23 protein-coding genes and 1 tRNA gene are annotated in these 26,718 nt (G+C 73.8%); 10 read left to right on the plus strand and 14 right to left on the minus strand.

Translation table 11 applies throughout. From position 1 onward, the window contains the following. Nucleotides 1-45 precede the first annotated feature (45 nt). Nucleotides 46-1,821 carry a proteasome ATPase gene (gene arc, locus ABC795_RS09020; protein WP_347056847.1) on the minus strand — a complete coding sequence of 592 codons (1,776 nt, stop codon included), beginning with the start codon at nt 1,819-1,821 and terminating at the stop codon, nt 46-48. A 176-nt stretch (nt 1,822-1,997) separates the two neighbouring features. After that, a complete protein-coding gene (locus ABC795_RS09025) occupies nt 1,998-2,846 on the minus strand; it encodes a tRNA (adenine-N1)-methyltransferase (RefSeq protein WP_347060702.1) in 849 nt (282 codons plus the stop codon). A 194-nt stretch (nt 2,847-3,040) separates the two neighbouring features. Here ABC795_RS09025 and ABC795_RS09030 point away from each other — a divergent pair, with 194 nt between their 5' ends. Further along, nucleotides 3,041-3,991, plus strand: a complete 951-nt coding sequence (locus ABC795_RS09030) for a PD-(D/E)XK nuclease family protein (protein ID WP_347056848.1) — start codon at nt 3,041-3,043, stop codon at nt 3,989-3,991. Nucleotides 3,992-4,082: 91 nt separating this feature from the next. Here ABC795_RS09030 and ABC795_RS09035 read toward each other — a convergent pair whose 3' ends face one another. Beyond that, nucleotides 4,083-4,835, minus strand: a complete 753-nt coding sequence (locus tag ABC795_RS09035) for an HAD family phosphatase (protein WP_347056849.1) — start codon at nt 4,833-4,835, stop codon at nt 4,083-4,085. A gap of 758 nt (nt 4,836-5,593) precedes the next feature. On the opposite strand from ABC795_RS09035, the gene ABC795_RS09040 reads away from it, so the two are divergent. After that, the gene (locus ABC795_RS09040; protein WP_347056850.1) at nt 5,594-6,334 is read left to right on the plus strand and encodes a hypothetical protein; all 741 of its coding nucleotides are present in this window, start codon (nt 5,594-5,596) and stop codon (nt 6,332-6,334) included. Nucleotides 6,335-6,493: 159 nt separating this feature from the next. Here ABC795_RS09040 and metH read toward each other — a convergent pair whose 3' ends face one another. Continuing rightward, a complete protein-coding gene (gene metH, locus ABC795_RS09045; protein ID WP_347056851.1) occupies nt 6,494-10,294 on the minus strand; it encodes a methionine synthase in 3,801 nt (1,266 codons plus the stop codon). Nucleotides 10,295-10,490: 196 nt separating this feature from the next. On the opposite strand from metH, the gene ABC795_RS09050 reads away from it, so the two are divergent. After that, nucleotides 10,491-11,363, plus strand: a complete 873-nt coding sequence (locus ABC795_RS09050; RefSeq protein WP_347056852.1) for a PAC2 family protein — start codon at nt 10,491-10,493, stop codon at nt 11,361-11,363. Between the two features lie 15 nt (nt 11,364-11,378). On the opposite strand, the gene ABC795_RS09055 is transcribed toward ABC795_RS09050, so the two are convergent. Both ABC795_RS09055 and mshC read right to left on the minus strand, forming a co-directional pair. Then, nucleotides 11,379-12,431: an HD domain-containing protein gene (locus ABC795_RS09055; RefSeq protein WP_347056853.1), complete on the minus strand. Its 1,053-nt coding sequence runs from the start codon at nt 12,429-12,431 to the stop codon at nt 11,379-11,381. Beyond that, nucleotides 12,431-13,681 (minus strand): cysteine--1-D-myo-inosityl 2-amino-2-deoxy-alpha-D-glucopyranoside ligase, encoded by a 1,251-nt coding sequence (gene mshC, locus ABC795_RS09060; RefSeq protein WP_347056854.1) that lies wholly within the window; start codon nt 13,679-13,681, stop codon nt 12,431-12,433. Before mshC ends, ABC795_RS09055 begins: the two co-directional genes overlap by 1 nt. A 109-nt stretch (nt 13,682-13,790) precedes the next feature. Here mshC and ABC795_RS09065 point away from each other — a divergent pair, with 109 nt between their 5' ends. After that, on the plus strand, nt 13,791-14,507 hold the full coding sequence (locus ABC795_RS09065; protein ID WP_347056855.1) for a maleylpyruvate isomerase N-terminal domain-containing protein: 717 nt from the start codon (nt 13,791-13,793) through the stop codon (nt 14,505-14,507). Between the two features lie 130 nt (nt 14,508-14,637). Here ABC795_RS09065 and ABC795_RS09070 read toward each other — a convergent pair whose 3' ends face one another. The 4 genes from ABC795_RS09070 to ABC795_RS09085 all read right to left on the minus strand — a co-directional run bounded on the left by ABC795_RS09070 (nt 14,638) and on the right by ABC795_RS09085 (nt 17,668). After that, nucleotides 14,638-15,387 (minus strand): SCO1664 family protein, encoded by a 750-nt coding sequence (locus ABC795_RS09070; RefSeq protein WP_347056856.1) that lies wholly within the window; start codon nt 15,385-15,387, stop codon nt 14,638-14,640. 14 nt (nt 15,388-15,401) lie between these two features. Next, entirely contained in the window at nt 15,402-15,953 is a 552-nt protein-coding gene (locus ABC795_RS09075; protein ID WP_347056857.1) for a DUF3090 family protein, read from the minus strand. Between the two features lie 82 nt (nt 15,954-16,035). Further along, nucleotides 16,036-16,734 (minus strand): histidine phosphatase family protein, encoded by a 699-nt coding sequence (locus ABC795_RS09080; RefSeq protein ID WP_347056858.1) that lies wholly within the window; start codon nt 16,732-16,734, stop codon nt 16,036-16,038. A gap of 67 nt (nt 16,735-16,801) precedes the next feature. Further along, complete coding sequence (locus ABC795_RS09085; protein ID WP_347056859.1) at nt 16,802-17,668, minus strand: undecaprenyl-diphosphate phosphatase; 867 nt, start codon at nt 17,666-17,668, stop codon at nt 16,802-16,804. A 177-nt stretch (nt 17,669-17,845) separates the two neighbouring features. Here ABC795_RS09085 and ABC795_RS09090 point away from each other — a divergent pair, with 177 nt between their 5' ends. Together ABC795_RS09090 and ABC795_RS09095 are read left to right on the plus strand one after the other, a co-directional pair. Next, a complete protein-coding gene (locus ABC795_RS09090) occupies nt 17,846-18,811 on the plus strand; it encodes an aldo/keto reductase (RefSeq protein ID WP_347056860.1) in 966 nt (321 codons plus the stop codon). After that, the gene (locus ABC795_RS09095) at nt 18,808-20,769 is read left to right on the plus strand and encodes an AAA family ATPase (protein WP_347056861.1); all 1,962 of its coding nucleotides are present in this window, start codon (nt 18,808-18,810) and stop codon (nt 20,767-20,769) included. Before ABC795_RS09090 ends, ABC795_RS09095 begins: the two co-directional genes overlap by 4 nt. Before the next feature lie 281 nt (nt 20,770-21,050). On the opposite strand, the gene ABC795_RS09100 is transcribed toward ABC795_RS09095, so the two are convergent. Further along, nucleotides 21,051-21,323 carry a hypothetical protein gene (locus tag ABC795_RS09100; RefSeq protein ID WP_347056862.1) on the minus strand — a complete coding sequence of 91 codons (273 nt, stop codon included), beginning with the start codon at nt 21,321-21,323 and terminating at the stop codon, nt 21,051-21,053. A gap of 131 nt (nt 21,324-21,454) precedes the next feature. On the opposite strand from ABC795_RS09100, the gene ABC795_RS09105 reads away from it, so the two are divergent. After that, on the plus strand, nt 21,455-21,658 hold the full coding sequence (locus ABC795_RS09105) for a DUF5703 family protein (protein ID WP_269194247.1): 204 nt from the start codon (nt 21,455-21,457) through the stop codon (nt 21,656-21,658). A gap of 59 nt (nt 21,659-21,717) precedes the next feature. On the opposite strand, the gene ABC795_RS09110 is transcribed toward ABC795_RS09105, so the two are convergent. Then, the gene (locus tag ABC795_RS09110; protein ID WP_347056863.1) at nt 21,718-22,674 is read right to left on the minus strand and encodes an NADPH:quinone oxidoreductase family protein; all 957 of its coding nucleotides are present in this window, start codon (nt 22,672-22,674) and stop codon (nt 21,718-21,720) included. A 130-nt stretch (nt 22,675-22,804) separates the two neighbouring features. Between ABC795_RS09110 and ABC795_RS09115 the strand changes: the two genes are divergently transcribed. After that, a complete protein-coding gene (locus tag ABC795_RS09115) occupies nt 22,805-23,368 on the plus strand; it encodes a methyltransferase domain-containing protein (protein ID WP_347056864.1) in 564 nt (187 codons plus the stop codon). Nucleotides 23,369-23,375: 7 nt separating this feature from the next. Here the strand turns inward: ABC795_RS09115 and ABC795_RS09120 are convergent, their stop codons facing one another. Together ABC795_RS09120 and ABC795_RS09125 are read right to left on the minus strand one after the other, a co-directional pair. Beyond that, nucleotides 23,376-24,185, minus strand: coding sequence for an SDR family NAD(P)-dependent oxidoreductase (locus ABC795_RS09120; RefSeq protein WP_347056865.1), 810 nt, complete (start codon nt 24,183-24,185; stop codon nt 23,376-23,378). 97 nt (nt 24,186-24,282) lie between these two features. Next, nucleotides 24,283-25,608, minus strand: a complete 1,326-nt coding sequence (locus ABC795_RS09125; protein ID WP_347056866.1) for a M20/M25/M40 family metallo-hydrolase — start codon at nt 25,606-25,608, stop codon at nt 24,283-24,285. A gap of 87 nt (nt 25,609-25,695) precedes the next feature. On the opposite strand from ABC795_RS09125, the gene ABC795_RS09130 reads away from it, so the two are divergent. Continuing rightward, the gene (locus tag ABC795_RS09130) at nt 25,696-26,538 is read left to right on the plus strand and encodes a GGDEF domain-containing protein (protein ID WP_347056867.1); all 843 of its coding nucleotides are present in this window, start codon (nt 25,696-25,698) and stop codon (nt 26,536-26,538) included. A gap of 38 nt (nt 26,539-26,576) precedes the next feature. Beyond that, nucleotides 26,577-26,661: transfer RNA gene (locus tag ABC795_RS09135), tRNA-Leu, on the plus strand. Nucleotides 26,662-26,718 lie beyond the last annotated feature (57 nt).

A 26,718-nucleotide genomic window follows, 5' to 3' on the forward strand; every position in this document is an offset into this window, starting at 1 on the left:
CCGTTCGCTGTCCTTCCAGACCCGCCCCGGGCGGACGGGCCCTGGCTACAGGTACTGGCCGGTGTTCGTGGCCGTGTCGATGGCCCGGCCGGTCTCGTTGCCCTTGCCGCTGATCAGCGTGCGGATGTAGACGATCCGCTCGCCCTTCTTGCCCGAGATCCGCGCCCAGTCGTCGGGGTTGGTCGTGTTCGGCAGGTCCTCGTTCTCCTTGAACTCGTCGAGGCAGGCCTGCATCAGGTGCCCGACCCGGAGCCCTCCGGTGCCGGTCTCCAGCCGCTCCTTGATCGCCATCTTCTTCGCGCGGTCGACGATGTTCTGCAGCATGGCCCCGGAGTTGAAGTCCTTGAAGTACAGGACCTCCTTGTCACCGTTGGCGTAGGTGACCTCGAGGAAGCGGTTCTCCTCGCTCTCGGTGTACATCCGCTCGACGGTGCGCTGGATCATCCCGGCGATCGTCGAGTCGCGGTTGCCACCGTGCTCGGCGAGGTCGTCGGGGTGCAGCGGCAGCTCCGGCACCAGGTACTTGCTGAAGATGTCGCGGGCCGCCTCGGCGTCGGGGCGCTCGATCTTGATCTTCACGTCCAGCCGGCCGGGCCGGAGGATCGCCGGGTCGATCATGTCCTCGCGGTTGGAGGCGCCGATGACGATGACGTTCTCCAGCCCCTCGACGCCGTCGATCTCGCTGAGCAGCTGAGGGACGATCGTCGACTCGACGTCGGAGGAGACCCCCGAACCGCGGGTGCGGAAGATCGAGTCCATCTCGTCGAAGAACACGATGACCGGCGTGCCCTCGCTGGCCTTCTCGCGGGCCCGCTGGAAGACCAGGCGGATGTGCCGCTCGGTCTCCCCGACGTACTTGTTGAGCAGCTCCGGGCCCTTGATGTTCAGGAAGTACGACTTCGCCTGGTTCACGCCCTCGCCGCGGACGGCGGCGACCTTCTTCGCCAGCGAGTTCGCCACCGCCTTGGCGATCAGCGTCTTGCCGCAGCCGGGCGGGCCGTACAGCAGGATGCCCTTCGGCGGCCGCAGCTGGTACTCGCGGAACAGGTCGGCGTGCAGGAACGGCAGCTCGACGGCGTCGCGGATCTGCTCGATCTGCCGGGAGAGCCCGCCGATGTCGGCGTAGTCGATGTCGGGGACCTCTTCGAGGACCAGCTCCTCGACCTCGCTCTTGGGGATGCGCTCGTAGACGTAGCCCGAGCGCGTCTCCAGCAGCAGCGAGTCGCCCACGCGCAGCGGCTGACCGGTCAGCGAGTCGGCGAGGTAGACCACGCGCTCCTCGTCGGTGTGTCCGATGACCAGCGCACGCTGCGTGACGCCGTCGACCGGCTCCAGCAGCTCCTTGAGCATGACGACGTCACCCTGGCGCTCGAACTCCCGCGCCTCGACGACGTTCATCGCCTCGTTGAGCATGACCTCCTGGCCGGCCCGCAGCTCGTCCACCGGGACGTTCGGCGACACCGACACCCGCAGCTTCCGGCCACCGGTGAAGACGTCGACGGTGCCGTCGTCGTACCCGGTAAGGAAGACGCCGTAGCCCGACGGCGGCTGCCCGAGCCGGTCCACCTCCTCCTTGAGCGCGACCAGCTGCTCGCGGGCGTCCCGCAGCGTGCCGGCCAGCTTGTCGTTGCGCTCGGAGAGGAAGGCCGCCCGGCCTTCCGCCTCCGCGATCCGCTCCTCCAGCGCGCGCACCTGGCGCGGGCTGTCGGCCACCTTGCGGCGGAGCAGGCCGATCTCCTCCTCGAGGTAGGAGATCTGGCTGAGCAGCGCCGTCACGTCGCGTTCGCGCCGCGCGCGCAGTTCGTCAGGACCCAGGCCCATCACGCACCTCCGCACTGTCGGGGGAGCCAGGACGCAAATCTATACACGCGCGGCGATACTTCGCCGTGGGCTCGCTGAGGTCGCGACGCGGTGCTAGGAGGTCGCGAACCGCGCCCACGGCTCCGTCCCGAGGCTCGCCGCGAGCCGGCGAGCGGGAAGGGGGCCAGGGGCCGCTTTCAGTGCTTCTGCGCGCGGCGCTGCCGGATCGGGGCGACGGTGCCCTCGGCGAGACGGCGGGCGGTCACCAGGAAGGCGGTGTGCGCCACCATCCGGTGCTCCGGCCGCACCGCCAGGCCCACCGCGTGCCACGGCCGCATCAGCGTCTCCCAGGCGTAGGGCTCGGTCCAGACGCCCTGCGCGCGCAGCGCCTCCACGTAGGTGGACAGCTGGGTGACCGTCGCGACGTAGCCGACCAGCACCCCGCCCGGCCGCAGCGCGGCGGCGACGGTGGGCAGCACCGCCCAGGGCTCGAGCATGTCGAGGACGACGCGGTCGACGACCTCCTCGGCGGGGTGGTCGGCGAGGTCGCCCAGCCGGAGGGTCCAGTTGGCCGGCACCTCGCCGAAGAACGCCCCGACGTTGCCGCGGGCGACGTCGAGGAAGTCCTCGCGCCGCTCGTAGCTGGTCAGGGAGCCCTCGGCGCCGACCGCGCGCAGCAGCGAGCAGCTCAGCGCGCCCGAACCGGCCCCGGCCTCCAGGACCCGCATGCCCGGGCCGACGTCGCCGAAACCGACGATCTGCGCGGCGTCCTTGGGGTAGATGACCTGCGCGCCGCGGGGCATGGAGAGCACGTAGTCGGACAGCAGCGGTCGCAGCGCCAGGTAGCCGGTGTTGGCCGTCGAGTGGACGACCGAGCCCTCGGGGGCGCCGATGAGATCGTCGTGCTCGATCGCCCCGCGGTGGGTGTGGAACTGCTTGCCCGGCGTGAGGACGACGGTGTGCAGGCGGCCCTTGGGGTCGGTCAGCTGCACCCGGTCGCCGGCCACGAAGGCGCCCTCGACCGGCTCGGCCCGCTGGGCCGGCACCTCGGCCGGCGCGTCCGTCGGCGCCTGCGCGGGCGTCTCCCCGGACGCGGGCTGCGCCTCGTCGACGACGTCGGTCCCCGGCTCCTGCTCACTGGTCACGGGCGATCAGCGTACGGACGGCGTGGATGTGACCCGGGACGCCGACGCGGCGCGGGCACTCGGAACTGTCGGAGGGGCGACCTAGCCTCGGGGGCATGACGGCGATGGTGCACACCGAACCGCAGGCCGACGGCTCCGCTCCGGCGGCCGTCCCGCCCACCGAGGACGCCCCGGCCCCCCGCCGCCCCTCGTTGTCGCCCAGCCGCGCGGCCGACTTCAAGACGTGCCCGCTGCTGTACCGCTTCCGCACCATCGACCGGCTGCCCGAGCGCAAGAGCCTCGCCGCGGTCCGTGGCACCCTCGTCCACTCGGTGCTCGAGCGGCTCTACGACCTGCCGCCGGCCCGGCGCACCCCCGAGGAGGCGCTGGAGCTGCTGGAGCCGGCCTGGGCGGAGCTGCGGGAGGAGCCCGGCATCGCCGAGCTGTTCGAGACCGCGCAGGCCGACGGCGGCGAGACCGACGCGAACGCCCCCGAGTCCGTCGCGGTGTGGCTGGCGTCGGCCGGAAAGCTCGTCGAGCGCTACTTCACGCTGGAGGACCCTCGCCGGATCCAGCCCGACGGGCGCGAGCAGCTGGTGGAGGTGACGCTCCCCGACGGGCTGCTGCTGCGCGGTTACGTCGACCGGCTCGACGTCGCCCCGAACGGTGCACTGCGGGTGGTCGACTACAAGACCGGCTCGATGCCCCGCGAGGCCTTCGAGTCCAAGGCGCTCTTCCAGATGAAGTTCTACGCGCTGGTCCTCTGGCGCACCCGCGGCGTGGTCGCCGCCCAGCTCAAGCTGCTCTACCTGGGTGACGGCGACGCGCTGACCTACGCCCCGGAGGAGGCCGAGCTGGTCCGCTTCGAGCGGACGCTGCTGGCCATCTGGTCGGCCATCGAGCGGGCCGTCGCCACCGGTGAGTTCCGGCCGAACAAGTCCCGCCTGTGCGGCTGGTGCGACCACCAGGCGCTGTGCCCGTCCTGGGGCGGCACTCCCCCGCCGTTCCCCGCCGAGGCGGCCGCGGCCGCGGGCTGGCGCACCACCCTGCCGGTCGCCCCCGTCTGACCCACGGCAGCCGCTGACGGTGATGCGCACGTCGGTGAGCGCACGAGGGTCGGGCGGCGGGGGCGTCGGGTCGCCCGGTCAGGCGGGACGCTCAGCGGCCGGGGACCGCCCTGGCCGGTCCGGCCGCGAGCACCTCGTCGAGCTCGGCCGGCCCGACGCCCACCAGCGTGCCCCGCAGGGTGAGCCCGGGGGTCGGCGGCACCGGCTGCAGCGCGGGCACGCCGAGCACCGCCATCCCGGCGGCCAGCCCCGCGGTCACGCCGACCAGGGAGTCCTCGATCACCACGCAGCCGGCGGGATCGACGCCCAGTGCCGCCGCGGCCTGCAGGTAGGGCGCCGGATCGGGCTTGCGGGCCGGCACCTCGTCGCCGCAGACGGTCACATCGAACGGATCCGCGCCCAGGTCGGCGGTGATGCTGGCCAGGACGAGCGCGGCGAGCCGGCGGGGGGTGGTCGTCACGAGGGCGGTGGCCGGGCCGGCCTCGCGGACGGCGGCCAGCAGCTCGCGAGCCCCGGGACGCCACGGGATGCCGCCCCCGGACATGAGCACCGCCACCCGGTCCTCGATCCAGCCGGCATCGGCGAGCAGCTGCGCCTCGGTCCGGTGCACCCCGAGATCGGCGTGGAGCACCTGCATGGCGCGCCGCATGCTGGTGCCCACCGTCGCAGCACGTGCCTCCGGCGACATCTGCCCGCCGAGCGAGGCGGCGAGCTCGAACATCGCCTCGCCCCAGTACTCCTCGGTCTCCACGAGCGTGCCGTCCATGTCGAACAGCACCGCCCGGACGCCGTCGCCGACCGAGGGGGCCGTGGCCCCCCGTCCACCCACCGGAGCCACCGACACGCTCCCGAGTTTAAGGACGACGCCACCGTCCTTTCCCCCGCACCGGGCGACGTGGCGCGGATCTCAGGCCGGGCGGATCCCAGCGTCACCATGCCCGTGCCCTGGACCCCGAACCGGTTGAGGGCGCCGAGGTCGGCCTGGTAGCTCTGCGGGCCCTCGTGCGCCGAGGCGGCGGACGTGGACAGCAGCGGGAAGGCCGCGGCGGCGAGCGCGACGGTCGGGAGTGCGAGTGCCTTGCGCAGGGTGTGCTCCTCGTGGTCGGAATGGTGGCCTGGAGCAGCGCGCGCTGCCCGGCAGGAGGTCCCTGCCGCCGCGCTGTCCGTCCTGCTTTCGGCGGCCGCGGCCGGATCGGTTCACCCCGTTCTGGGGGAATGCCGACCGCCCGGTTGGTGGTTGACCGCGACCGCGTGGTCGCCGACGCTGTCGCCGCCCGGGACAACCGGAAACCCGGCGGTGCACGAAGGACAGGCGTGACTGCTTCGCGACGCCCGCCCTGCGGCCGGGTCCACCGGCAGCGGGCAGCCACGCTGCTGCTCGCCCTGGTGGCCGCAGGCGCGCGTGAGCCGCGCCGTTCCGCTGGCCCGCGCCCGTCCGGCCACCGTCGAGGACCGGCCGCCGCGGGGCCGCCGGGTGCCGTCGCGTGCTCTCGCTCTCACGGGCGTGGGCCTGGTCGCCGTCCTCGTCGCCGCGCTGGTCGTCGGGAGCGGGAGCCCCGGCTCCGCCGCGTCCGGGCTGCCGGGCGCCGGCCGGGCCGTCGAGTGGGGCTGCCCCTCGTCACGCTCGCCGGCCGGATCGCGGCCGTCGGCACGGTGGACACGCTGCTCGCCACCGCCGTCCTGCTGCCCGGCCGGGCCGGATCGCCCGCGGAGTCGCGGCGGGCGTGCCGGGCGTGCCGGGCGGCGTCGGGCTGGGCGCTGGCCTGGACGGTCGCGACCGCACTGGCTGCGCTGCTCACGGTCAGCCGGCTGGTCGGCGTCGCACCCACGTCGCTGACCTGGGAGGGGCTGCGGATCTTCGTCGAGGACACCGCGGCCGGTCGCGCGGCCGTGCTGGTGGTGGTTCTCGGCGGCCTCGTCGCCGTCGCCGCTCGCCGCAGCACCGGGGCGCTCGCCGCCGGGCTCCTGCTGGTCCTGACGCTGTCGGCGCTCGTCGCCGCGACCGTGTGGGTCGGTGGCCTGCTCGCCCTCCTCGCCATCGCGCGCCACGCTCGCGGCGTCCCCGCCGCCGGTGGACGCCGCGCACGCGGCCTCCGGGACCACCGCCCCGGCGCCGGTCCTGCCGCCGACCCGATGGCCGGGCAGGACCACGGGGAGCTGTCGGTCGGCGTGCTGGTCGACGGCACGCGCTTCCACGTCGCCGGCCCGGTCGCCGCCGGCTCCCGGGTGACCGTGCACAACCACCGAGGCGGAGGTGACGCTCACCGCGGCCGACGGGTCGTTCGACGTCGCCGTGCCCGGCGGGACGCTGACGACCTTCCTGGCTCCTCAGCAGCTGGGTGAGTACCGCTTCACCAGCGGCCGTTCGGCGTCATTCACCGACGTGCTCGTCGTCGAGTGACCGCGGTGCACCGCGCTGGCACGGTCGCGGTGCAGGGCCCCGCCGTCGGCCCCGTCCCGCTGCCGCCCTGAGCGTGCGGAGGGTGGGGAGGACGGGGTCCTTCATTCGTCCTCGGTGCGGTAACCCAGGTTCGGGGAGAGCCACTTCTCCGCCTCGTCGACCGTCCAGCCCTTGCGCCGCGCGTAGTCCTCGACCTGGTCGCGGCCGACCCGGCCCAGGACGAAGTAGCGCGACTCCGGGTGGGAGAAGTACAGCCCGCTGACCGCCGCGCCCGGCCACATCGCCATGCTCTCGGTCAACTCGATGCCGGTGGTCGCCTCGACGTCGAGCAGGTCCCAGATGGTGAGCTTCTCGGTGTGCTCCGGGCACGCCGGGTAGCCGGGCGCCGGGCGGATCCCGGCGTACTTCTCGGCGATCAGCGCCTCGTTGTCCAGGCGCTCGCCGGCCGCGTAGCCCCAGAACTCGGTGCGCACCCGCTCGTGCAGCCGTTCGGCGAACGCCTCGGCAAGCCGGTCGGCCAGCGCCTCCAGCAGGATCGCGCTGTAGTCGTCGTTGTCCTTCTTGAACGCCGCCACCCGCTCGGCCGACCCGAGGCCCGCCGTCACGGCGAACGCCCCGACGTAGTCGCGCAGCCCGGTCTCCTTCGGGGCGACGAAGTCGGCCAGCGATTTGCGGGGCGAGCCGTCGCGGCCCTCGGTCTGCTGGCGCAGCTGGTGCAGCGTCGTCCGGACGGCGGTGCGCGACTCGTCGGTGTACACCTCGATGTCGTCGCCGTCGACCTGGTTGGCCGGGAACAGCCCGAACACGCCGCTGGCGCGCAGCCACCGCTCCGCGACGATCCGGTCGAGCATCACCTGGGCGTCCTCGTACAGCCGCCGCGCGGCCTCGCCGGTCGCCGGGTTGTGCAGGATGTCGGGGAACCGGCCGCGCATCTCCCAGGCGTTGAAGAACGGCTGCCAGTCGATGTAGCCGCGCAGCTCCTCGAGCGGGTAGTCGGGGAACGTCTTGACGAACTGGGTGGCCCGGTCGTGCAGGTGGTCGCAGCCCGGGCCGCTGCACACGTCCTTCGCCTGCTGCAGCAGCATCCGCGGGCGCGGCGGGGTGTAGCCGCTCCACTCGACGGGCGTCGCGGCGGCGCGCGCGGCGGCGATCGGCAGCAGTGCGCGGCTGTCCTGGCGGGCGGCGTGCCGCTCCCGCAGCGCGGCGTAGTCGGCGTCGGTCTCGGCGAGCAGCGCCGGCCGCTGCTCGTCGGACAGCAGCGCGGCGACGACCGGGACCGACCGGGAGGCGTCCTTCACCCAGATGACCGGGCCGGAGTACTGCTGCGCCACCTTCACCGCCGTGTGCGCCCGGGACGTGGTGGCGCCGCCGATGAGCAGCGGGATCTCGAAGCCCTGCCGCTCCATCTCCGAGGCCAGGCTGACCATCTCGTCCAGCGAGGGCGTGATGAGGCCGGAGACGCCGATGATGTCGGCGCCTTCGGCCTTGGCGGCGTCGAGGATGCGCTGCGCGGGAACCATGACGCCGAGGTCGACGACGTCGTAGTTGTTGCACTGCAGCACGACGCCGACGATGTTCTTGCCGATGTCGTGGACGTCGCCCTTCACGGTGGCCATGACGACCTTGCCGTTGCTGCGCTCGGCGTCACCGGGCTGCTTCTCCGCCTCGATGAACGGGATGAGGTAGGCGACGGCCTTCTTCATCACCCGGGCGGACTTGACCACCTGCGGCAGGAACATCTTCCCCTGACCGAACAGGTCGCCGACGACGTTCATGCCGGCCATCAGCGGGCCCTCGATGACCTCGATGGGCCGGCCGCCGCGGGCGGCGATCTCGGCCCGCAACTCCTCGGTGTCGTCCTCGACGTGCGCGTCGATGCCCTTCACCAGCGCGTGGGTGATCCGCTCCCCCACCGGCAGCGTGCGCCACTCCTCGGTGGCGACCTCCCGGGCCGCGCCGTCGCCGGCGTAGTCGCCGGCGATCTCCAGCAGCCGCTCGGTGGCGTCGGGGCGCCGGTTGAGGACGACGTCCTCGATGCGCTCGCGCAGCTCGGCCGGCACCTCGTCGTACACCTCGAGGGCGCCGGCGTTGACGATGCCCATGTCCATGCCGGCGGCGATCGCGTGGAACAGGAACACCGCGTGGATGGCCTCGCGGACGCGGTTGTTGCCGCGGAAGGAGAAGGAGACGTTGGAGACACCGCCGGACACCAGCGCGCCCGGGAGGTGGGACTTGATCCAGCGGGTGGCCTCGATGAAGTCCAGGCCGTAGTTCGCGTGCTCCTCGATGCCCGTGGCGACGGCGAAGACGTTCGGGTCGAAGATGATGTCCTCGGCCGGGAAGCCGACCGTCCCGGTGAGGATGTCGTACGCCCGGCGGCAGATCTGCTTGCGGCGCTCGAGGTCGTCGGCCTGCCCGTCCTCGTCGAAGGCCATGACGACGACGGCCGCGCCGTACTTGCGGCACAGCTGCGCCTCGCGGACGAACTCCTCCTCGCCGTTCTTGAGCGAGATCGAGTTGACGATCGCCTTGCCCTGGACGCACTTGAGCCCCGCCTCGATGACCTCCCACTTCGACGAGTCGATCATCGTGGGGACGCGGCTGATGTCGGGCTCGGCGGCGATCAGCTTGGTGAAGCGGTCCATCGCCTCGACGCCGTCGATCATCCCCTCGTCCATGTTGACGTCGATGACCTGCGCGCCGACCTCCACCTGCTGGCGGGCGACGGCGAGGGCGGCCGGGTAGTCCCCGGCCTTGATCAGGTTCCGGAAGCGGGCGGAGCCGGTGATGTTGGTGCGCTCGCCCACGTTGACGAAGAGGCTCTCCTCGGTGACGACGAGCGGCTCCAGGCCCGACAGCCGGAGCGCGGCCCGGTGCTCGGCCGGCGTTCGAGGGGTGCCGCCCTCGACGGCCCGGGCGATGGCGGCGATGTGCGCCGGGGTGGTGCCGCAGCAGCCGCCGACCAGGTTGACGAACCCGCTGGCGGCGAACTCGGCGACGATCGACGCGGTCTCCTCCGGCGACTCGTCGTACTCGCCGAAGGCGTTGGGCAGGCCGGCGTTCGGGTAGCAGGAGACGAAGGTGTCGGCGACCCGGGAGATCTCGGCGATGTAGGGCCGCATCTCCTTCGCGCCGAGGGCGCAGTTCAGCCCCACCAGCAGCGGCTTCACGTGCCGGACCGAATACCAGAACGCCTCGGTCACCTGACCGGAGAGGGTGCGGCCGGAGGCGTCGGTGATCGTGCCGGAGATGAGCACCGGCCAGCGGCGGCCGCGGTCCTCGAACAGGGTCTCCAGGGCGAAGATCGCCGCCTTGGCGTTGAGCGTGTCGAAGATCGTCTCGATCAGCAGCGCGTCCGCCCCGCCGTCGACCAGGCCGTTCGCCTGCTCCAGGTAGGCCTCGACGAGCTGGTCGAAGGTGACGTTGCGGGCGCCGGGGTCGTTGACGTCGGGCGAGATCGAGGCCGTCCGGCTGGTCGGGCCGATCGCCCCGACGACGAACCGGGGCTTGTCCGCCGTGCGCTCGGTCATCACGTCGCACTCGCGGCGGGCCAGCCGGGCCGAGGCGACGTTGAGCTCGTAGGCCAGCTCCTGCATGCCGTAGTCGGCCAGCGAGATGGTCGTGGCGTTGAAGGTGTTCGTCTCGATCAGGTCGGCGCCGGCCTCGAGGTACTCGCGGTGGATGCCGGCGATCAGCTCGGGCCGGGTGAGGCTGAGCAGGTCGTTGTTGCCCTGCACGTCGCTCGGCCAGTCGGCGAACCGCTCCCCGCGGTAGCCGGCCTCGTCCGGGCGGTCCCGCTGGATCGCCGTCCCCATCGCGCCGTCGAGCACCAGGATGCGCTGCTCGAGCAGAGCGGTGAGCTGCGCGGTGGCGTCGGGACGGACGGAGGGGGGAACGGGCACGGGCTTCCTCGCGGTTCGATCGGGGCGCTGGGCCACCCGCGGCGCCCCTGGACGGGACACCGGGGGCGTCGACAGCAGCAACGTCTGGCCCATGGTCTCATTCCGCACGCCCCCGACCGGGTGGACGGCGGGGTGGCCGGGCGCGACCCTGGCGCGCAGCGGGGCCCGGCGGACGGACCGACGTAGGCTGACAGGGGTGATCGATCCCCAGTCCAGCGCTGATGACCTTCCCCAGCTCACCGACCCGGTGGTCGTGGTGGCGTTCGAGGGCTGGAACGACGCCGGCGACGCCGCCACGGGGGCCGTCGAGCACCTGGAGCTGATCTGGGACGCCAAGCCGCTGGCCGCCCTGGATCCCGAGGACTACTACGACTTCCAGGTCAACCGGCCCACGGTCTCCCTGGTCGGCGGGGTCAGCCGGCGCATCGAGTGGCCGACCACCCGCATCTCGGTGGCTCGCCCCGAGGGCCTGGGCCGCGACGTCGTCCTCATCCGCGGCATCGAGCCCAACATGCGCTGGCGGAGCTTCTGCGAGGAGCTGATCGACATCCTGGAGGAGCTCGACGTCTCGATCGTCGTCGCCCTCGGTGCCCTGCTCGCCGACACGCCGCACACCCGGCCCACGCCGGTCACCGGCTCGGCCTACGACGGCGATTCGGCCCGGGCCTACGGGCTGGAGACCTCCCGCTACGAGGGGCCGACGGGCATCCTCGGGGTGTTCCAGGACGCTTGCGTGCAGGCGGGGCTGCCGGCGATCAGCTTCTGGGCCGCCGTGCCGCACTACGTGTCCCAGCCGCCGTCCCCGCGTGCCACGGTCGCGCTCCTGCAGCGCGTCGAGGAGGTCCTGGAGACCACCGTGCCGCTGGGCGCCCTGCCGCAGCAGGCCGACGAGTGGGTGCAGACCGTCGACGAGATGGCCAACGAGGACGCCGAGGTCGTCGAGTACGTCCGGTCCCTGGAGGAGCGGGCCACGGAGGTCGACCTCTCGCAGGCCAACGGCGACCAGATCGCCCGCGAGTTCGAGAGGTATCTGCGCCGCCGCGGCGGCTCCGCCGGCGGCGGCGCCTGACCCCGGCTCCGCCGGTCAGCTCGTGGGCAGCAGCGGGCGCATCTGCGCCGACGTGTCGGTGCCGAACAACCGGTCGTGGGTGGCGAGGGCGAACCGGTCGGTCATCCCGGAGACGTAGTCGACGACCTGGGTGAGCGCGTCGGCCTCGGTGTCGCGGTAGGACGCCGGGATGAGCTCGGGATGGGCCAGGTGGTGGTCGACCAGCCGGCGGATGACGCCGATCGCCAGGTGCTTCTGCCCGGCGGCGACGTCGGAGGCGTAGACCCGGGCGAACATGAAGTCGCGCAGCTCGTTCATCGCCTGCAGCGCCTCGGCGTCCATGACCACCGCGCCGGCGGCGTTGGCCGGGGACAGCGACCCGGCGACGACGGCGTCGATCATCGTCCCCACCATCTCGCTGCCGGGCTGCCCGAACACGGCGACGGCGCGCGCCGGCAGGTCGGCGGTGCGGATGACCCCGGCTCGGGCCGCGTCCAGCGCGTCGTGGGACAGGTAGCCGATGCGGTCGGCGTAGCGCACGCACTCGGCCTCCCGGGTGGCCGGCGGCGGGTCGATCTTCCAGCTGTGCGCCCGGATGCCGTCGCGCACCTCCCAGGTCAGGTTGAGGTGCTCGAGGACCTCGACGATCCGCACGCCCTGGGCGGCGTGGTGCCAGCCACCGGCCACGTACGGGTCGAACGCCTCCTCCCCGATGTGCCCGAACGGCGAGTGCCCGACGTCGTGGCCGAGCGCGATCGCCTCGGCGAGCGGCTCGTTGAGGCCCAGTGCCCGGGCCAGCGAGCGCGCCACCTGGGTCACCTGCAGCGTGTGGGTCAGCCGGGTGACGAAGTGGTCGCCGTCGGGGTTGAGGAAGACCTGCGTCTTGTGCTTGAGCCGCCGGAATGCCTTGGCGTGCAGGATGCGGTCACGGTCCCGCTCGAAGGCGGTGCGCAGCGCGTCCTCGGGCTCCTCGCGGACGCGCCCCCGGCTGCTCGCCGACCGGGTGGCGGCGGGCGCGAGCTGCTCCTCGGCCTGCTCGCGCGCCGCGCGGTCGGTCAACCGGAACGGGCCGGCGGGGGCGCTGGACATCAGCTGACCTGCAGCTCCACGCCGAGGAGCGCGTCGACGGCGTCGCACACCACCTGGGGCGCGAGCTCCTCGAGGTCCTGGCCGCCGGCCAGCGTGTGCTCGGCCCAGGCGTCGACCACGGCGATCGCGCCCGGGCTGTCGAGGTCGTCGGCCAGCCGCTCGCGCAGCCCGTGCAGGACCGCCCCGGCCGGGGCCCCGGCGTGCCGGGACACCGCGCGGCGCCACGTCGCCAGCCGCGCCTCGGCCTCGGTGAGCAGCTCCGCCGTCCAGGCCCGGTCGGTGCGGTAGTGGCCCGACAGCAGCGCGAGCCGGATGGCCATCGGGTCCACGCCCTCGCCGCGGAGCTTGGAGACGAAGACCAGGTTGCCGCGGCTCTTGCTCATCTTCTGCCCGTCCAGGCCGATCATCGCGGCGTGCACGTACGCCTGGGCGAAGGGCTTCGTGGCGGTGAGCGCCTCGGCGTGCACGGCGGAGAACTCGTGGTGCGGGAAGACCAGGTCGCTACCGCCGCCCTGCACGTCGAACCCCATGCCGATGGTGTCCAGGGCGATCGTGGCGCACTCGATGTGCCAGCCGGGCCGCCCCGCGGCGCCGCGCGGGCCGGTCCACGACGGCTCACCGGGGCGCTGCCCGCGCCAGAGCAACGGGTCCAGCCGGTTGCGCTTGCCGGCCCGGCCGGGGTCTCCCCCGCGCTCGGCGAAGAAGCTCAGCATCGTCGGCTCGTCGTAGCCGGACTCCGAGCCGAACCCGGGCGCCTGCGCCACGTCGTGGTAGACGTCGCCGGTGCCGTCGTCGAGCACGTAGGCCAGCCCCTCGTCGAGCAGCCGCTCGATGTGCGCGACGATCCGCGGGATGGCCTCGACGGCGCCCACGAAGTCCTCCGGCGGCAGCACCCGCAGCGCCGTCATGTCCTCGCGGAACAGCGCTGTCTCGCGCATTCCCAGGACGATCCAGTCCTCCCGGTCGCGGTCGGCGCGCTCCAGCAGGGGGTCGTCGATGTCGGTGACGTTCTGGACGTAGTGGACCGCGTGCCCGGCGTCGCGCCACATCCGGTTGATCAGGTCGAAGGCCAGGTACGTGGCGGCGTGCCCGAGGTGGGTGGCGTCGTACGGGGTGATGCCGCAGACGTACATGCGGGCCGTCCGGTCGGGCGTGGTCGCGACGATCTGCCGCTGGGCGGTGTCGTGGACCTTGAGGACGGGGCCGGTGCCGGGCAGGGTCGGCAGCAGCGGAGCGGGCCAGGAGAGCACGGCACGAGCCTAGAGGCGAGGTCCGACGACGCTGCCCCGCCGGTCCGTGCCGGTCATCACGTCGGAGAGCGCGCCGCCGGTCCCCCACCGGGCGGGGCGAGGAGGAGCGATGGAGCTCGACGAGTACCTGCCGGCCCTGCGTCGGGCGGACGCCCGGTTCGCCGACGCCGCGGCGGAGGCGGTGCTGGCCTCCGGCTGGGGCGCCCGGGTGCCGGGCTGCCCGGAGTGGACGCTGGCCGACCTGGTCTGGCACCTGGCCGAGGTGCAGCACTTCTGGGCCTGGGTGGTGCGCACCCGCGCGGCGGACCGGTCGGCCTACGTGCACCCGCGCCGGCGCCCGGACGACGAGCTGCTGGGCTACGGCAGCGCGCGGAGCGCCGCGCTGGAGGCGGCGCTGGCCGGGGCCGGCCCGGACGAGCGGGTGTGGACGTGGGCGCCGCAGCAGGACGTCGCCTTCGTCCTGCGCCGGCAGCTGCAGGAGGCGACCGTGCACACCGCGGACGTCGAGCAGGTCCGCGGGGACGTCCGGCCGATCCCCGCGGCGGTGGGCCTGGACGGGCTGGACGAGTGGCTGGAGGTCATGGTGCCCGCGGCCCTGCCCGACGGCCCGCCGGAGAACGCGCACCCGGTGGTGTTCCACGCCGTGGACGCCGACGCGGAGCGGACACTGTTCCCCGGCACGGCGCCGTTCCCGATCGCGGCGCTCACGGGCACGGCCGGCGACCTGCTGCTCGCGGTCTGGCGCCGGGTGCCGCTCGAGGTCCTCACCGTGGACGGCGACGGCCTGCAGGCCGCCGCGATGATCGGCCTCGCCGACCTCGAGTAACACCGGAAGCCATCCCGCGACGGCGACGGGCCTTCCGCGGAATCAGATGACGCCGTGGCGGTCGGACCCTCGCCGGTCGGCGGGGATGTCGTCGGTCTCCTGGCCGCGGTCGGAGCCCGGAGGGCGACAGTCAGAACGGCGGCCAGGGCAGGGCGGGCCACTCGCCGCTCGGCTCGGGGTGGCGGCCGCTGCGCAGCAGATCGGTGACCCGTCGCTGGGTGCAGCGCACCTCGGTGCGGGTCAGGTGCTCGTGCAGCTGCTCTCCGAGCCCGTCGCGCAGGTCGTCGGCCAGCCGCTCCAGGACGGCCAGCGCCTCGGCGGGCAGCGGCTCGCCGGCCCAGCGCCACAGCAGCGTCCGCAGCTTCGGGTCGACGGAGAAGCAGATGCCGTGGTCGACGCCGTACACGTGGCCGTCGGGCATCGGGATGATGTGCCCGCCCTTGCGGTCGGCGTTGTTGACCACGGCGTCGAAGATCGCCATGCGGCGCAGCGCGGGGTCGTCCCGGCGCACGAACGCGGCCAGGTCGACATCCGGGTCGCCGTCCATCCACAGCTGGACCATGCCGGGGCCGAACGGGCCCTCCCGCAGCACCGTGGGCGGCACGACGTGCCAGCCGGTCGCCTCCGACACCAGGTACGCGGAGATCTCCCGGCCGGCGAGGGTGCCGTCGGGGAAGTCCCACAGCGGCCGCTCCCCGGCGACGGGCTTGTAGACGCACTCCGCGGCGAGGGTGTCGGTGCGGATGGCGCCGACGAGCGTCACGTTGGACGCGTCCACCATCCGGCCCTCGACGTCGATGACGCCCTCGGTGAGCAGCCGGTGGACCTCGGCGTCGTCGGCGGGCGGGCGGAGACCGGGGTCGGCGGGCTGCTCGCTCATCGAGGCGTCGCCGCTCAGCGGCGGTAGCCGTTCTGCCGCGGGCACACGTGCCCGACCGGGTCGAGCGGCAGCGAGCACAGCGGGCACGACGGGCGGCCGGCCGCGACCACCCGGAGGGCGCGGGCCACGAAAGCGCGCGCGGCCATCGGCGTGATCGTCACCCGCAACGCGTCGGGGCCCTCGTCGCTGTCGGAGAGGATGGCGTCCTCGTCGATGGGCTCCTCGCCGGCGGCGACGGCCTCCACCACGACCGCCTCGGCGGCGCCGTCCCAGGCCAGGCCCATGGCGGCGACCCGGAACTCCTCCTCGACCGGCGCCGTCAGCGGCTCCAGGTCGTCGACGTCGGCCTCGGCCGGGATCACCGAGTCGGCCCGGTTGCTGACCTCGTCGAGCAGCTCGTTCATCCGGTCGGCCAAGACCTGCACCTGGGTCTTCTCCAGCGCCACGCTGACCGTGCGGCCGGTGTCGTCGGTGGCCTGCAGGTAGAAGGTGCGGTCCCCGGGCTGCCCCACCGTTCCTGCGACGAACCGGCTGGGGCGATCGAATTGATGGACCTGGCGGGACACGCACCCAGGTTACGCGGGGGCGCCGACGACCTGCCGGGACGACCTGCCGGGACGACCCGCGGGCGACGGCGACCCCGACGGCTCAGGTGGGGGCGCCGGCCCCGCCGCCCACCACGGCGTCGGAGGACGCCTTGCGCCGGCGGCCCTTGCGCGGTTGCGGGATCAGGGCCGAGACGTCGCCCCCGGTGTCGTTGATCCGCGCGACGAACGGCCGGGTGTCGGTGTAGGACACCACGGAGATCGACGCCGGGTCGACGACGATCCGCTGGAAGGAGTCCAGGTGCATGCCGAGCGCGTCGGCCAGGATCGCCTTGATGACGTCGCCGTGGCTGCAGACCAGCCACACCGCGTCGGCGCCGAGCCGGGCGTTCCACTCGCGCACCGCGGCCACGGCGCGGGACTGGGTCTGGGCGAGCCCCTCCCCCTCGGGCCCGGGGAACACGGCTGCGGACGGGTGCTGCTGCACGACCTTCCACAGCGGTTCCTTGACCAGCTCCTTGATGCTGCGGCCGGTCCAGTCGCCGTAGCGGGCCTCGCCCAGCCGGTCGTCGGTCGCCAGCTCGAGCTGCCGATCGGCCAGGACAGCGCCCGCCGTCTGCTGGCAGCGCTCCAGGGGGCTGCTGACGACGGCGGCCAGCGGTACCTTCGCCAGCCGCTCCGACACCGCCTGCACCTGCGCCTGGCCGGTGTCGTCCAGCTGCACCCCCGGCGTCCAGCCGGCCAGCACGCCCCCGGCGTTGGCGGTCGTCCGGCCGTGCCGCAAGAGGATGACGGTGGTCACGGGGCCGAGCCTAGGCGGTCGCGGGAGTCGACCCGCTGGTCGGCGGAACCCCGCCGCGCGCCTGACCTCAGCGCGGGACCGGCGGAGAGGTGATCTCCGTCGAACCCACCGGGTCGAGCACACCGGTGAGGACGAGCACGAGGATGAGCACCCCGAGCACGATCCGGTAGACGACGAACGGCACGTAGCTGCCGCGGTCGAGGTAGCGCAGCAACCAGGCGATGACGACGAGGCCGACGCCGAAGGCGAGCACCGTCGCGAGGATCGTCGGCCCCCAGGCCACCTCCGCACCGGCGACCTCACCGCTGAGCGCCTCGTACACCTGGAAGAAGCCCGCGCCCAGCACCGCCGGAACGGCCAGCAGGAACGAGTAGCGGGCCGCCGCCGACCGGCTGTAGCCGAGGAAGAGACCGGCGGTGATGGTGCCGCCGGAGCGGGAGACGCCGGGGATCAGCGCCATCGCCTGGGCGAACCCGAAGGCGATGCCGTGCCCGACGGTCAGCTCCCGGAGCTCGCGCTGCTTGGCGCCGACACGGTCGGCCCAGAACAGGACGAGCGAGAAGAGGATCAGCGCGACGGCGACGATCCGCAGGTCCCGCAGCGTCGTCTCGATCGAGTCCTGGAACAGCAGGCCCAGGACGACGATCGGCAGCGTGCCGACGATGATCAGCCAGCCCATGCGGGCGTCGGGATCACCCTTCCGGCGGCCGCCGAGGGAGGCGACCCAGGCGGTGATGATCCGCCAGATGTCGTGCCGGAAGTACAGCAGGACGGCGGCCTCGGTGCCGATCTGGGTGATGGCGGTGAACGCCGCGCCGGGGTCGTCCCAGCCGAAGGCCTCCCCCACCACGCGCAGGTGGGCGCTGGAGGAGATCGGCAGGAACTCGGTCAGCCCCTGGACGAGGCCGAGGACGACCGCCTCGATCCATCCCACCGTCAGCACCCCCCGGTGGACGGGCGGGCGGCCGGACGGGAGCAGGAGCGTTCGGGCACGGGTGCTGACCCTAGGTGCCGGCCGGGGGCGGCCGGGCGCGCCGCACCGGAGGTCCGGGTGCTCCCGGGTGCGGGCCGGGCGGCGGCGGTAGGTTGGCCGGTCGTGGAGCAACGGGCGTTGGGACGCAGCGGTCTGGTCGTGTCCCGGCTCGCGCTGGGCACGATGACGTGGGGCGGGGACACCGACGAGGACGAAGCAGCCATGCAGCTGACGGCGTTCGTCGACGCCGGCGGCACGCTGGTCGACACCGCCGACGTCTACCGCGACGGGGAGAGCGAGCGGGTCCTGGGTCACCTGCTGGCCGACGTCGTCCCGCGATCCGACGTCGTCGTCGCCACGAAGGCCGTCGGGCGCACCGGGCCGGGGCCGATGGGCCGCGGCGCCTCCCGCGGGCACCTCATCTCCGCGCTGGACGCCTCCCTGGAGCGCCTCGGCCTGGACTACGTGGATCTCTGGCAGCTGCAGGCCTGGGACGAGACGACGCCGCTGGAGGAGACCCTCGCCGCCTGCGACGTCGCCGTCTCCTCGGGCCGGGTGCGCTACGTCGGCATCAGCAACTTCACCGGCTGGCAGACCGCCCAGGCCGCGACCTGGCAGCGGGCGTGGCCGGGCCGCACGCCGCTGGTGAGCACCCAGGTGGAGTACTCACTGCTGCAGCGCGGGGTCGAGCGGGAGGTCGTGCCCGCGGCGGAGTCGCTGGGCCTGGGCGTGCTGGCGTGGTCGCCGCTGGGCCGCGGGCTCCTGACCGGCAAGTACCGGCACAGCACCCCCTCGGAGTCCCGTGGTGCCGCGCCGCAGTGGCAGGGATTCATCGACGGGCTCCGGTCGTCGAAATCCGACCGCATCGTGGAGGCGGTCATCACCGCCGCCGAGGGCCTGGGCACCAGCCCGCTGGCCGTGGCGCTGGCCTGGGTGCGCGATCGGCCGGGAGTGGTCGCCCCGGTGGTCGGCGCCCGCACCGCCCAGCAGCTGCAGGCCTCGCTCGACGCCGACGGCGTCCGGCTGCCCGCCGCGATCCGCACGGCGCTCGAGGACGTCTCCGCGCCGCCCTTCAGCTATCCCGAGCGACGGTCGCACCGGTGACGGCCGACCCGACCACCCCCGGCCCGGACCTGGTCTTCGCGGCCTTCTGCACCGCCGGGCTGTGGCCCGGCCTGGGCAAGCGGACGGCGGCGGAGCTCCCGGCCGCGGGCATCACCGGCCCCGACGACGTCACCGCCGACCGGCTGATGAAGCTGCCGCGGGTGGGCCGCCAGCGGGCCGAGCGGTTGTTCTCCAGCTTCCTCGCCGCCGCGCCCACGTACGAGGTGGTGCAGATGCTGGTGACGGCAGGGCTGCCCGCCAAGCTGGCCGCCGGCGTCGCCGACGGGCTGGGACCCGACGCCGCGCGGCGGCTGCGCGACGATCCCTGGGCGCTGCTCGGGCTGCCCGGCGTGACGCTCGGGGACGCCGACCGGCTGGCCATCGCCGTCCTCGCGGGGGCCGACCGGCAGGACGCCCGCCGCGGCCGGGCCATCGTCGGGCTGACGCTGCGGACCGCGACCCGCGACGGGCACACCGTCCTGCCGATCGACCTGGTCGTGGCGGCGCTGCGCGCCGAGGGCATCGGCGACCCCGCCGCGGCGGTGGTGGCGGCCGTCGACTCCGGCGAAGTCCTCGAGCACGAGCCTCCCGAGCCCGAGTTCGATGAGGACCGGGTGGGCGGGGCGGACGGCGCAGCGCCGGACCCATCGCTGCGCACGCTCTCGCTGGCCCGGTTCGGCATGGCCGAGGAGGCCGTGGCCGAGGGCGTCGCCCGGCTGGCGGCCGCGGCGGAGCGGATCGCCGATCCGGCGTCGGTGCGCTCGGTCGCCAAGGGGCTGGACGAGGCGCAGAAGCAGGCCGTGGCGCAGGTGCTCTCGGCCGGGGTCAGCCTGCTCACCGGTGGGCCCGGCACCGGCAAGAGCCGCACCGTCGCGGCGGTGGTCAAGCTGCTGCAGGCCAAGGGCACCGACGTCGCGCTGGCCGCGCCCACCGGCCGGGCCGCCAAGCGCCTGGAGGAGCTGACCGACCACCCCGCGGTCACGGTGCACCGGCTGCTCGGCGCCCAGGGCGCCTCCGGTGGCTTCTCCCGCAACGAGGAGTGGCCGCTGGACGCCGACGTCGTGGTGGTCGACGAGGCCTCGATGCTCGACGTCGAGCTGACCGCGGCGCTGCTGGAGGCGTGCCCGGACGGCACGCACCTGCTGCTGGTCGGCGACCCGGCGCAGCTGCCCTCGATCGGGCCGGGGCACGTGCTCGGCGACCTCATCGACTCCGGCGTCGTGCCGGTGACCGAGCTGACCACCCTGTACCGCCAGGCGGAGGGCGGGGCGATCGCCCGGCTGGCCTCGGCGGTGCGCAGCGGCGAGCTCCCACCCGTGGACTCCCCCGACCGCGAGGTGGTGGTTGTCCCCGCCACCGGCAGCGCCGAGGCCTCGCGGCGGGTGGTGCAGCTGGTCACCGACTCCATCCCCCGGGCGCTGGGCATCGAGCCGGCCGCGGTGCAGGTGGTCACCCCCGTGCACCGCGGCCCGGCCGGCACCATCGAGCTGAACAAGGCGCTCAAGGCGAGGCTCAACCCCGGTGACGGCGCGGTCTTCGGCTTCGACCCCGGCGACCGCGTGGTCGCGACCGCCAACCACCTCGACCTGGAGCCCACCGGGTTCGCCAACGGCGAGGTCGGCGTGGTCACCGGAACCGGCGAGGGGTCGCTGAACGTGGACTTCAGCTCCGGGCCGGTCACGGTCAACGGCCAGGCGCTGTTCGACCTGCGGCACGGCTGGGCCATCACCGTGCACCGGGCGCAGGGCTCGGAGTGGCCGGGCGTCGTGGTCGTACTGCCGCCCGAGGCCGGCGGGATGCTGTCCCGCCCGCTGGTCTACACCGCCCTCACCCGGGCGCAGCGGCACCTGTCGGTCGTGCACGCCAGCGGTGCGGCCCTGGCCCGGGCCGTCCGCGACGTGGACGTGCGTCCGCGCCGCACCCGGCTGGCGGAGCTGCTGCGCGAGATCGCCGGGTGAGCTGGGGCTCCGGAGGGCCGGCGCCGCCCGGGTAGCGCAGAGGACCTGCACGACGGCGTCGTCGCGCCCGGGACGCGGTGCCGCCGCTGCAGCGGCATGCCGGCCACGCGCGCCCATCGCTCGGCGGCGGCCTGCACCTGCGCGTCGGAGACGGCCGGGCCGTCCGCGTCGCTGCTCATCCGCCCCACCCTCCCCGGGATCCGCCGCCCGCTCTCACCGGTCGGCGGACCCGGGGCGGGCCGGAGCCGGGAATCCACCGGCCGGCGGACCGTCGCGGCGGGTCAGGTGAGGACGTCGTCCTCGTCGACGGGCACGTCGGCGTCCTGCTCCAGGACGTCGGCGTCGTCGGCCTCGCGGTAGCCGATCGGCCCGCGGGGCGTGCCGGCCTCACCCGGTCGGGCGGCCAGCTGCTGCTCCAACGCGTCGGCCTCCGGAACGTCGCCGGCAGGAGATGTCGCCTCCCCGGCGCGGCCGGGGGCGGGCGGATCCAGGAGCGCCTCCTGCTCCGCGCGGTCGGCGTCGGGCACGTCGCTCGAGATACCGGGCTCGGTCACGTCGTCCTCCCTGAGAAGCGGGTGCGGTCGCCCCCATCGTGCCGTCCACCGGGCGACCCGGCAGAGCGGGGAGGTGTGAGGGAGACGACGAAGCCGTGACCGGACCGCCAATGGCAGGCACAATCGAGGTGATGGACACGCCCGGGGACTACGAGTTCGCGCCGCTGCGGATCCCGCCGGGCACGTCCCGGTCCGCGGCGGCGACCATGCTGAGCCTGCAGTCCGACGTCGGCGGCTGGGAGCTCGCGCGCCTGCAGCTGCACGCCGACGGCACCCGCAAGGTCATCCTGCGGCGCCGCGCGCGGCTGTCCTACCTGCCCAAGCCGGTCATCTAGCGCCAGGCGCCGGCGGCGCACGGCGGCGGGGATCCGGGTCGCGGCGTCGCCGGGCCCGGTCAGGGGACGAGCACGACCTTGCCGACGGTGTCCCGGGAGGCGAGCCGGGCCAGCGCCTGGGGCGCCTGGTCCAGCGGCAGGGCGGCGCCGACCAGCGGGTCGATCGAGCCGTCGAGCACCAGCCGGGTGAGGTCCTCGTGCACCGCGCCGACCACGGCCGGGTTCTTCGTCCGGTACAGGCCCCAGTGCAGGCCGACCACGCTGTAGTTCTTCACCAGCACGTGGTTGGCCGGCGCCTGCGGGATCGTTCCGCTGGTGAAGCCCACGACGACGATGCGGCCCTCGAAGGCGATGCACTTGCGGGACTTGTCGAAGACCTCGCCACCGACCGGGTCGTAGACGACGTCGGCGCCGTGCCCGCCGGTGACCTCCTTGACGATCGGCACGAAGTCCTCGGTCGTGTAGTCGATGACGTGGTCGGCGCCCAGTTCACGGCAGATCTGGGTCTTCCGGGCCCCACCAGCCGTGGCGATGACCGTGGCGCCTGCGGCCTTGCCGAGCTGGATGGCCGCCGATCCGACGCCCCCGGCGCCGGCGTGCACGAGGAGGTACTCCCCCGCCTGCAGGTGCGCGCGACGGTGCAGGCCGACGTGGCCGGTCTGGTAGGTCAGGTACAGGGAGGCCGCCTTCTCGTCGGACATCCCCTCGGGCACCGGCCAGGCATTGGCGGCGTCCATGACCGCGTACTCGGCGAACGCGCCCGGCCCGCCCGACGGGCCGCCGATCACCCGCTGGCCGGTCTCGACGATCTCGCCGCACAGCTCCACGCCGGGCGTGTACGGCAGCGGCGGCTTCTCCTGGTACATGCCCATGGCCATGAGCACGTCGGGGAAGTTCAGCGCGGCCGCCCGCACCTTGACCAGCAGCTGCCCCTCGCCGGGAGTCGGCCGGTCGACCTCGTCGAAGGACATGACCTGGGAGGGATCGCCGAGTTCGTGGACCCGCCATGCACGCATGGGCCGACCTTGCCAGACCCGGGGTGACCGCCATCACGCGGCCCGGCTCGCCTCGCCAGGACCCCGGGCCGCATGCCAAGGTGCGGACGAGTGGCCACCCGTTCCTGCCGGTGGCCCGGAGGGAGACCTGATGATCGAGCAGCTCACCGACCGAGTGCGCTTCCTGGGCGCGTTCCTCGCCAACCCCCGGCAGGTGGGCGCGGTACTGCCCACCTCCCGGACGGCGGTGCGGGACATGCTGGACATGGCCGACGTGCCCGGTGCCGCGCTGGTGGTCGAGCTGGGCGCCGGCACCGGGGCGCAGACCCAGGAGATCCTGGCCCGGCTGGGCCCCGACGCGCGGCTGGTCACCCTCGAGATCGACCCGCGCCTGGCGAAGCTGCTCGACGAGCGGTTCGACGACCCGCGGGTTCAGGTCGTCTGCGACTCCGCGGAGAACCTCGGCGCGCACCTCGGGGAGGCGCGGGCCGACGTCGTGGTCTCCGCGCTGCCCTACACGTCGCTGGAGGCGGGGCTGCGCCGCCGGATCCTCGACGTGCTGCCGGGCGCGCTGGCCCCGGGCGGGAGCGTCGTCGTCATCCAGTACTCGCCGTTGCTCCTGCCCGAGTTGCGCAGGCGGTTCTCGTCGGTGCGATGGCGGGTGACGCCGTGGAACGTGCCGCCGGCGTTCCTGTACGCCTGCCGGCAGGACTGACCGGCGCTCAGCGCATCGACGGCGGGCGCAGCGCCTCCGGGACGACGGCGGTCTCGCCGGTCGTCGTCTTGGCGCTCGGCACGCCCTTGAACTTGTAGGGCACGGTGCCGACGCCGGGCTGGACCACGTACGCCGCACCGGGCTCGGCCGAGCCCCACGCCATGATCATCGCGTCGGCGACCTCCTCGGCGGTGAGGACGGGGAAGCCCGCCGCGGTGAACTGGTCGCGGATCCGGTCGATGATCGCGGTGTCGGCGAACCCGGGGCAGATCGCGGAGATCGTCGTCCCCTCGGCGGCCAGCCGCGGAGCCATGGAGCGCACGAACGCGATGGCCCCGCCCTTGGCGACGCTGTAGCCCGGGTCGGTCGCCATGGGCGACAGACCGGCCAGCGACGCGGTGACGACGATCGCCCCACCACCGGCGCGCTTGATCGCGGGGCGGGCCGCGGCGACGCCGTAGACGACGCCGAAGAGGTCGATGTCGACCACGCGCATGAACTCGTCCAGGTCCAGGACGTCGTCGCTCTTGGCCGCGGAGATGCCCGCGTTGAGGTAGGCGGCGTCGAGCCGGCCGTGATCGGCCTCGATGCGGGCCACGAGGGCCTCGTTCGCGGCCCGGTCGGTGACGTCGAGGACGGCGAACTCGCAGCCGAGGTCCGCGGCGGCCTGCCGGTTGCGCTCGCTGTCGAGGTCGGCGAGGACGACGGTGACCTCGCGTTCGCGCAGCTTGGTGCCGAGGGCGCGGCCGAAACCGCCGGTCCCTCCGGTGATCAGGGCGACGGATCCGGGGCGGGGTGCGGGAGTGGTGTCGGTCACGCGCCCATCCTCGCTGGCGCTCGTCCGGCGCGCGCCGCCGGGTGCCCGGCCCCCGCGCTGCCACGCGAGCTCGGTGGCGTCCGCATCACGCCATGGCTCAGGCGTTGCGGAGGAAGCGGTCCAGCACCCGGACGCCGAACTGCAGCGACTCGACCGGCACCCGCTCGTCGATGCCGTGGAAGAGCGAGGCGAAGTCGAGGTCGGCGGGCAGCCGCAGCGGTGAGAACCCGAAGCAGCGCATGCCGAGGCGCTGGAAGCTCTTGGCGTCGGTGCCGCCGCTCATCGTGAACGGCACCGGCCGGGCGCCGTCGTCCTCCGCCTTGAGCGCGGTGACCATCTGGTCGACCAGTGGACCGTCGAACGTCGTCTCCACGGCCTGGTCGTGCACCAGCCACTCGCGCTGCACCCCCTCGCCGATCAGCGCGGCCAGCTGGCGCTCGAACTCCTCCTCCTGCCCGTAGAGGAAGCGGCCGTCGACGGTCGCGCTCGCCGTGCCGGGGATGACGTTGGCCTTGTAGCCGGCGTCGAGCATCGTCGGGTTGGCGGTGTTGCGCAGCGCCGCGCCGATCATCCGGCTGATGCTGCCCAGGCGGGCCAGCGCGAGCTCGGGCTCGGCGGGGTCGATCTCGATGCCGTAGGCGTCCTCGACCGCGGCGAGGAAGGCGCGCATCGGCGGGGTGAGGGTGAGCGGGAAGCGGTGCGCGCCGATGCGGGCCACCGCTTCGCACAGCCGGGTGACGGCGTTGTCGTCGTGCACGAAGGAGCCGTGCCCGGGCCGTCCGCCGGCCGTGAGCCGCATCCACGCCAGACCCTTCTCGGCGGTCTGCACGAGGTAGAGGCGCAGGTCGTCGCGGACGGTGATGCTGAAGCCGCCGACCTCACTGATCGCCTCTGTGCAGCCCTCGAACAGGTCGGGGTGCTCGTCGACCAGGAAGTGCGCGCCGAGCTTGCCGCCGGCCTCCTCGTCGGCGACGTACGCGAGCACGATGTCGCGCGGAGGCTGCACGCCGGTGCGGGCCCAGTCGCGCACCAGCGCCAGCACCATCGCGTCCATGTCCTTCATGTCGACCGCGCCGCGGCCCCAGATGTACCCGTCGCGCTCCTCGCCGGAGAACGGGTGGACGCTCCACTCGGTGGGATCGGCCGGAACGACGTCGAGGTGGCCGTGCACCAGGAGCGCCGGCCGGCTGCGGTCGGCCCCCGGGATGCGAGCGACCAGGCTCGCCCGGCCGCGCTCGGACTCGTGGATGACCGACTCGATGCCCGCCTCGTCGAGCTTGCCCGCGACCCATTCCGCGGCCGCCCGCTCCCCCGCGCCGGTGGCGGTGCTCCCGGTGTTGGTGGTGTCGATCCGGATGAGGTCGGAGAGCAGCTCGGCGACCTCGTCCTGGGCGCCGGCGAGCGGGGCGGGGTTCTCGGCCATGGGCGCGATCGTGCCACCCGCACGCGGTCACCCGTGCGAGTGATCCGGTACTCCACCGTCCGATACCTTCGGCCGATCACCCCATCCGTGAGGTCGTTGCGCGCCTACGGCGCCCGAGAGCCCCGTGCCGCCGTCACCACCGCCGGGGTGCTGCTGGTCGTGAGCGCGGCCATCCTGCTCGTCCTCCCCGTCCTCTGGGCCGCCGTCCACCTGCGGACCCCCGCGGTGGTCCTCGTCACCGCGTGCGCGCTCGCCGCCGACCTGCTCACCCTGCTGGTGCTGCTGCCCGCCGCTGCGGCGTTGGCCGACTTCGTCTTCTTCGGCGCCCTGCTGATCGTGATCGCCGTCCTGCTGGTGCGCGCCAACCGGACCCAGGAGCGGCTGGTCGCCGCCCTGCAGCGCCGGCTCACGGTCGACTCCCTGACCGGCCTGGCCACACGGCGGGCCTTCGACGAGGCGTTGGAGACGGCGATGAGCCGGTCGTACCCCGGAGGCACCGCCCTGGTGCTCATCGACGTCGACTCGTTCAAGTCGATCAACGACCAGCACGGTCACCCCGTGGGCGACGACGTCCTCGTGCACCTTGCGCAGGTGCTGCGCGGCCACATCCGCACCGACGACGCCGTGCTCTCCCGGCTCGGCGGCGACGAGCTGGCCGTCCTGCTGCCCGGCTGCGGCCGCCACGTCGCCGCACGGCGCGCCGACGAACTGCTGCACGCGGTGCGGGCCGAGCCGCTGGCCCTGCCCGACGGCACCCTGCTGTCCCTGTCGATCAGCCTGGGCGTGGCCCACGTGCCGCGTTTCTCGCGGGACCGGCGGGCGCTCTACGCCTCGGCCGATGCGGCGCTCTACGACGCCAAGCGGGCCGGCCGGGGGCAGGTCGCACTGGCCTCGGCCCGACGCACCACGGCGGCGTCGGGGGGTGCGTGATCGGCCCCCGGGGGTCAGGTAGTCTTCTCCACGCACTCGTCCGGGTGGCGGAATGGCAGACGCGCTAGCTTGAGGTGCTAGTGCCCTTTATCGGGCGTGGGGGTTCAAGTCCCCCCTCGGACACCGAGTTGAACCCCCATGGCCTCTGGCCGATGGGGTCTCTCCACGTGAATATGGCGC

Origin of the sequence: Blastococcus sp. HT6-30, from assembly GCF_039729015.1 — a bacterium.
GTDB lineage: Bacteria > Actinomycetota > Actinomycetes > Mycobacteriales > Geodermatophilaceae > Blastococcus.